Annotated in this window: 1 protein-coding gene and 1 pseudogene; one reads left to right on the plus strand and one right to left on the minus strand. The window is 35.6% G+C overall.

The features are described from left to right. Positions 1 to 724: 724 nt before the first annotated feature. Positions 725 to 1,363: a hypothetical protein gene (locus tag ACFIM6_RS09250; protein ID WP_375612592.1), complete on the plus strand. Its 639-nt coding sequence runs from the start codon at positions 725 to 727 to the stop codon at positions 1,361 to 1,363. Positions 1,364 to 1,666: 303 nt separating this feature from the next. On the opposite strand, the pseudogene ACFIM6_RS09255 reads toward ACFIM6_RS09250, so the two are convergent. Then, positions 1,667 to 6,649 (minus strand): annotated as a pseudogene (locus ACFIM6_RS09255) (DEAD/DEAH box helicase). Positions 6,650 to 6,978 lie beyond the last annotated feature (329 nt).

Below are 6,978 nucleotides of genomic sequence, written 5' to 3' on the forward strand. Positions count from 1 at the left end.
TTTATTTTCAAATTGCAATGTTAAACCACCATTATTTTTTTTAAATGAGAGAAAATTAAAATCAATATATTTCAATATGTTATTATTTTAATGATACAACCTTTTAAATAGTAACCCATAAATTCAACTAACAATATATATTTGTCAGTTATGTGTCAGTAAATTGAACTGACAAAATAGATTATTTTAGTGAGTGATTAAAACATGTCTTATGAAAAGCGTATGATCCTGTAAAGCCTTTCAAAAGATAGCTTGTAACTCATATGAAATGCTATCAAGATCATTATAGTTATGAGTTTTGAAGGGGTTTTGAGTTTTGAGGGTTGCCCCTTTTAGATAAAAAAACGATAAAAAGTAAAAACGTTATTTTTCAATAGGTTAAGATTTTACAGATCTTAAAAAAACAACTCATATTGATAACACAACCTATAAATTCAACTAATAATATACGTTTTGAGGGGGGTGACGGTTTTTACACCTTCAAAACCTATAAGCAAAATGAATATACATAACTCTCTTTAAACAAAGCTTTTGATAACAATAAAGCACTCATTTTAGATTACGGTATAATCTCTTAAAGGCAATGTAAAAAAATCTAATTCACTTTAAGAGTGGATTTCTTAAATTTTGCAAAACAATCTAAAAAAATTATTTAAAAGTTCAAATCGTATCTTTAATTTGAATTATAAATACATTATTAGACTTTTGCATTAATCAAAGGTTTATGATGATGAAGTTTTTTATTTTACTTTGTTTGTTAATACTCACAGCTTGTGGTCCTATAACACATTTGAACGGAATTGTTGATCCAAACTACAAGGGACGATTTCAAACGAAAAAGGTGGTCATAGGAGGTGTTGGCATGTCTATTTCTGAGCAAAAAGAACTTGAAGACACCTTTGAGAAATCCCTCGTTAAATACAATGTACAGATATTGAGAGGATTAGAACTTTTCCCTCTAACTCGTAATTATTCCTATAACGAGAAAGAGGAAATTATAACAAATAAAGGCGCAGATGCACTCCTAATAGTTAGCGTTGATAATCGTGCTATATCACAGACGTATATCCCGCCAACATATCATCCGGGAACCTCTACAAGTACTATTTCGGGATTTGGAAACTTTGCTACCATAAAAACTGAGACGACACCAGGTTATGTGACCGGTGGATATAATATTAGTAAGCCCGCCATAAGTGTTAGTGTTTATCTTATTCACCATACAAAAAACAAAGAAACCATATGGCTAGCAAAAGGCTATAGCGATGGAAATGCTTTTGCATCATTTTCTAATCTCATAGTAAGCGTTGCTGAAACAACTGTTGAAAAACTAGCCAAAGAGGGGCTTATAGTCCCAAAGTAGAGTTAGGAAAATAGCAGCATAATCACGAATTTTAGCCACAAGGTCGATGTTAATAAAGCTATCATTTTAGATTACGGTATAATCTTTTAAAGGCAATGTAAAAAAATCTAATTCTATTTAAGAGTGGGTTTCTTAAAAGTCTTAAAGCAATCCAAATAAGAGTATCTAAAAGTGCAAATGATTTCTTTTTAGAATAACGCATATAAGCACTCTTTTTAAAGATTGTATCTAATCAACTTAACAAGAGAGGTATAGATTATGGTTATAAGACTCTATACCCCTTGTGAGTTTAGCAAGCCAAGTCTATTCAATTTCTTTAATTTCTAGTTTTGGTAGGTTCTTAACGATTTTCATTGTCTCTAAACTTACGGTAATAACCCTCTGAAATAACTCTAGAGGGTAAGCAGGGTTGCCAACGGTTTCAACAGCATAGCGATTGGCATCATTCACAATACCACTCTTTTTATCAGTCTTTACACATTGACGCTCCATAACCCATTCAAGAGCGGGTTTACCATTAACGATATACTCATAAGCTTCAAGAGGAATATCTGTCATGATGATATTGCTATTATAAAAAACAGTCTATTTATCCTTTTCCTTACTATTCCCAGAAAATTTCATTTCAGTCACGTAATAGAATTTTTCGGGATTAGAGCTCTCTGTAACTTTTGGATTACCCTTTTTAAAGGTCACTGGATAAGGCTCTACAGTTTCATAATTCACGTGCAAATGACCGAGTTCACGCCCTGCTGTTACAAACTTCCAAAAGTCATCAGCACTCTTTACACACGGGATACGAGGCAGTTCTTTAGAGAGGTTATCAGCATAACGAGAGCGATAATCTTCCGAATGAAGTAGACCGTAAACATAATAGAATAGATCATCCTTAGTAATTTTTTCATTAGGATAAGCAGCTTTAAAATGTGCTAATCCTTCATCCGTAATGGCATCATGCCTCTGTAAACCAACTGTTTTACTTTCTTCTGTAGAATCCGTAAATAAATGGGATTGTTTCTCTCTTTTACTTTTTGGGACCGTACTATCTTCATAAATATAGCGTGGAAAGCATTGTCCATTTTCTATCACCTGAACATCGGGCAGAGCCGTAGTCATAAGCACAGAAAAGCCTCCCATTGCTCCTATGCCTGTAACTTGTATGATTTTATTTTCAACCGCTTTCTCCATTGGGAATATACGCGGCGTTTGGTAAACTCTCTCATTGAAAGTACGATTATAATAAAGCCACTGTCGTGTAAAAGGGCGATATAAACTTTGCATGAGGCATGCATCTTCGAATTTAAGAATTTTTCCTCTTACCAATTCTTGTTTAACATTATGGCTCCAGCTAATCTTGCTCTCATCTGCATTGATGAAATTGTTTACAGCATTTGCACGTATTTTATGATCAGCATGTGGATAGGCATCATTAAAACGTTCTACTTCGCTATTATAGAAAGTAATCATATTATGCATATTATTTTCTAAAATCTTATAGCTTGAGTTATATGCCCAAGCATCACGGTTTGTTTTTAGACCACAGGAATAAATTTTAAAGAGCTTTTTATCATGTCCTTTTTTAACACCTATAGCTAAAAATTTTTTAAAACTGTCATCACGTTGCTTTATCCAATCCCCATGCTTATCCGGTGTAATTATTTGCCAACCTTGTTTACTTCGTGTAATACCATTAATGCTTCCAAGGGATTCAATCATTGTAAGCTTTTCTTGCCTCGTGAGATAGTCTCCAATATCACGAAAATATATCTTACCACGCTGTTGTGCATTTGGATTTTTTACGAGAATGGAAATCGCTATAGGGGCTCGAGATCCAGAACCAAAAATTTTACCACCTTCTTTGCGAGAAAGTTCTCCAGAAGTTCGTTGGTTACCCCGTAAATGGAAAATATAAAGGCTGCTAAATTCCTCAACTAGACACTTGCGTAAACCATCCATAGATTTTGTATCTATAAAACTTGCATTTGTAACAAAACCAATCACACCACAATCTTTTATACGGTCACTTGCCCAGCGAATGGCACGAATATAACTATCATAAAGATTTCGCATAAGGCTTGCTTTAGATTGAGCGGCGTAAGTTTCACCAATACGGTTATTTAATATCGGATAAGGCGTATTCTTTGCATTATCATTAGCACTTTTTTGACCAGTTGAATAAGGAGGATTGCCAAAAATAACTTCAATATTGAGATTTTTCTGAAGTTCTAAATATTCACTGTTTTCCTTTAATAGACGTTGTATTAGATCTTGCTTTTTTAGCGTCTGAAACGTATCAGTCAAACCAATATGCTTGAAAGGGATATAATTTCCTTTCATAAGACCATGATAGGTTGCTTCGATATTAATGGCTGCTATGTAATAGGCTAGCAAGACAATCTCATTTGCGTGGATATCATAACGGTATTTATATTCCATATCCTCTGGTTTGATGAGATTGGATTGTAATAGCCGTGTGATAAAGGTCCCAGTACCCGTAAAAGGGTCAAGAATAGAAACACCACGTGATCCTAGACTTTTTCCAAATTCATGACGCAACACATCATCAACAGAATGAATGATAAAATCAACAACCTCAATGGGAGTATAAACAATGCCTAATTTTTCTACTGTACGCGGAAAAGCATAACGGAAAAATTCATTGTAAAGCTCTACAATTAAACTTTGTTGTGCTTCAAGAGTGGTAATTCCACGCGTGTAAAATTGTACACTCTTAGAAATATTTTTGAGATCTTGAGATTCTTCTTTAGGAGTAACTTTATCAAGGGCATTGAGTACACGTTGTAAAGCGCAAGATACGGGATTTTCTTGAACAAACTGATGCCCCTCAAATAAAGCATTAAAGACTGGACGCGTCACAAGATGTTGCGCAAGCATTTCAATCGCATTTTGTTCGGAGATAGTTGTATTTAAATTACTACGTAATTCGGTCATAAAATCATTAAACACCTGCCGTGTTTCAGTTTCTGATTTCGTCAAAACCTCAGTTAAGCGTGTGATATGAGTTTGAGCAAGATCACCAACATTTATTGCCCATTTTTTCCAATAGCTAGGGTCGTAAAATCTATTAACAATAGCAGTTTTAATGACATCTTTACATTTAGAAAAAAGGGGGAGTTCTCCTTGTTCTTCACATGTGTGAGAGGATTCATAAGTTGCTAACCCAATATTAAGTCCTGAATACTCTAATTTTGAGCGTATAGGTAAATCATCAATAACCGTGGTCGTATCTTCTAACGCAAGTTCTTGAGAAGCAGCAACAATTTCAAGAGCATCGCTTACGTCTTGTTTTTTGTGCATATGGTGAATTATTTTATTAAAGTTATCATCATGAGCACGTAAAGCATTGAGAACTTGCCAGATGACATTATACTTTTGGTTGTTTTCTAAGGCTATTTCCGGCGGAATGTCAGCGGGTATCCCAACGGGTAGAATGATATAGCCTCTTTTTTTACCCTCTGCTCGACGCATTACACGTCCTATTGCTTGAATAATCTCAATTTGACTTTTTCGCGGGTGTAAAAATAGAACGGCATCAAGAGCAGGAACATCAACACCTTCAGAAAGACAGCGTACATTGGTAAGTACACGGCAGGTATTTTCCCCCGCATCTTCCTTTAACCATTCAAGTTGTTTTGTACGCTCTTTAGCACTAAAGGTTCCATCAATATGGGCAAGGGTACAGTTAAGAGGAGGAGTATCTTTATAGTTCTTATGAAGAGCGCGCAAAGATTCTTGCACTTTTTCTTTTTTGAATCTCTTGCATATGCGTTTAGAAGTCTCAATATCTTTGCAAAAAGCTAAAGCTCTACGCATGGGCTTGGGGTCATCTTCAAGATCAAGTTTCAGATCCATTTTGGTAAGGGCTTGATAACAGCCTATGATCTTGGTTTTATCATCAAGAATAAGTTCATAATTCTCATCGGTCATCAAATGCTGAATAGATTCAGCAACTTCCTCTTCATTAATACCCAAAACAATAATCTTATAAGGTGCTAAAAGTTCATTCTGAACGGCTTTTGAGAATGTATAAGTATAAAGCTCTTTTCCATAGAGCTCTTTATCATCCATAGAGGCTAGAACGGCATTGATCTCATTGGCTTGCTTTTTGGCATCATCGGTAAAGATCTTAGGCGTTGCTGTCATATACAGACGTTTTTTGCCTCGAATGATGCTGTTATCATGAACCTTGATAAATTCAGATTCATTGTCTTCAGTTCCCAATGAAGCCCCAGTGGTACGGTGTGCTTCATCGCAAATGATCAGATCAAATTCGGGTAAATCATACTTTTTTTGTGCATCCGAAATCACTTGGATGGAATGATAAGTTGAAAACACCACGGTCATCAGATCATGTGAAACCTTACCCGCTTTGCTAGCCAGTTCTTTTGCATCCGTGGTAGCAGGCAAGGCAAGATCAGAGCTATCAAATTCAAGAGCATCATTTTTATTATTCTTACGACGCTTACCCACTTGTGTATCGGAACACACGGCAAAGGAACGCAAAGGCACTTCTGTATCTTCTGTCCATTCACGAATTGTTTGAGAGATAAGAGCAAGAGAGGGCACTAGAAACAATACGCGCTTGCCTTGACCTGCTATGGTTTCTGCTATCTTAAGACTTGTAAAAGTCTTGCCCGTACCACATGCCATAATCAGCTTGCCACGGTCTGCTTCTTTTAAACCTTCACAGACTTTCTCAAGGGCTTCTTTCTGATGATCTAAAAGCTTTTTCTTTGATTTCTCTTTAAGAACAGCTTGTCCTTGTTCTTTATAAGCCCCCCAATCGGTTTGACTGTTTTCTAAATCAAAAAGGTTTATGCGTTGAGGGCGGATTTCTTGCCCCTCACAAGTCAGTTCAACATTATCACTCCAATCTGTTTCGGTGCTATCAACCAGAATACGACGGGTGAAGATCTTTTTGCCCGAGGCAGCAATAAAACTATCAATATCTTTTTTACTGATCTGATGGTCAGCTTTATAAAACTTACATTGAATAGCCACATATCCCTCTTGATGACGAAGCTTTGCCATCAGATCAATGCCGATATCATTTTTATTCCAACCTTCACGCTCTTTAGCCCATTCATAATAGCTCTCAACCGTTTCATATCGTCCAAAATGGAGAGGGTCATGCATAAGATAAGCCATGACAAGGTTTTCAAACAGCGTTCCCAATTCACGGGGTGATTTTGCTTGTTGACGATAATATTCCAAGAGAGAGCGTAAAGAGACATGTTCATGATCATAATGATGAGGGCGAAGCATAAAGAATAAACTCCATGACAATATATTCTATTGATTAATTCTCTTCAAAGGAATCAAAACGAAGCTTATTAAATCCATTTTGAGTAAATGGTGAAAAAAATGCAGAAAAATGCGAAAAAACGGATAAATTTTTTTCAAAAGGGTTTTTAAAGGTACTTATCCACAGCCCATGACATGGAATAAGATCAGCAAAGTAGTGAAATTTTCTGTTTATTTTATGGAAAAAAGACAAATTTGATATGTGCTTTTAAGATATCATAATGAGTATTTTGATAGGTTTTATGAGTCACTAAAATAGTCTATTTTGTCAGTTTAATTTACTGACACAA

Origin of the sequence: Bartonella sp. AA9NXGY (assembly GCF_042196845.1) — a bacterium.
GTDB lineage: Bacteria > Pseudomonadota > Alphaproteobacteria > Rhizobiales > Rhizobiaceae > Bartonella.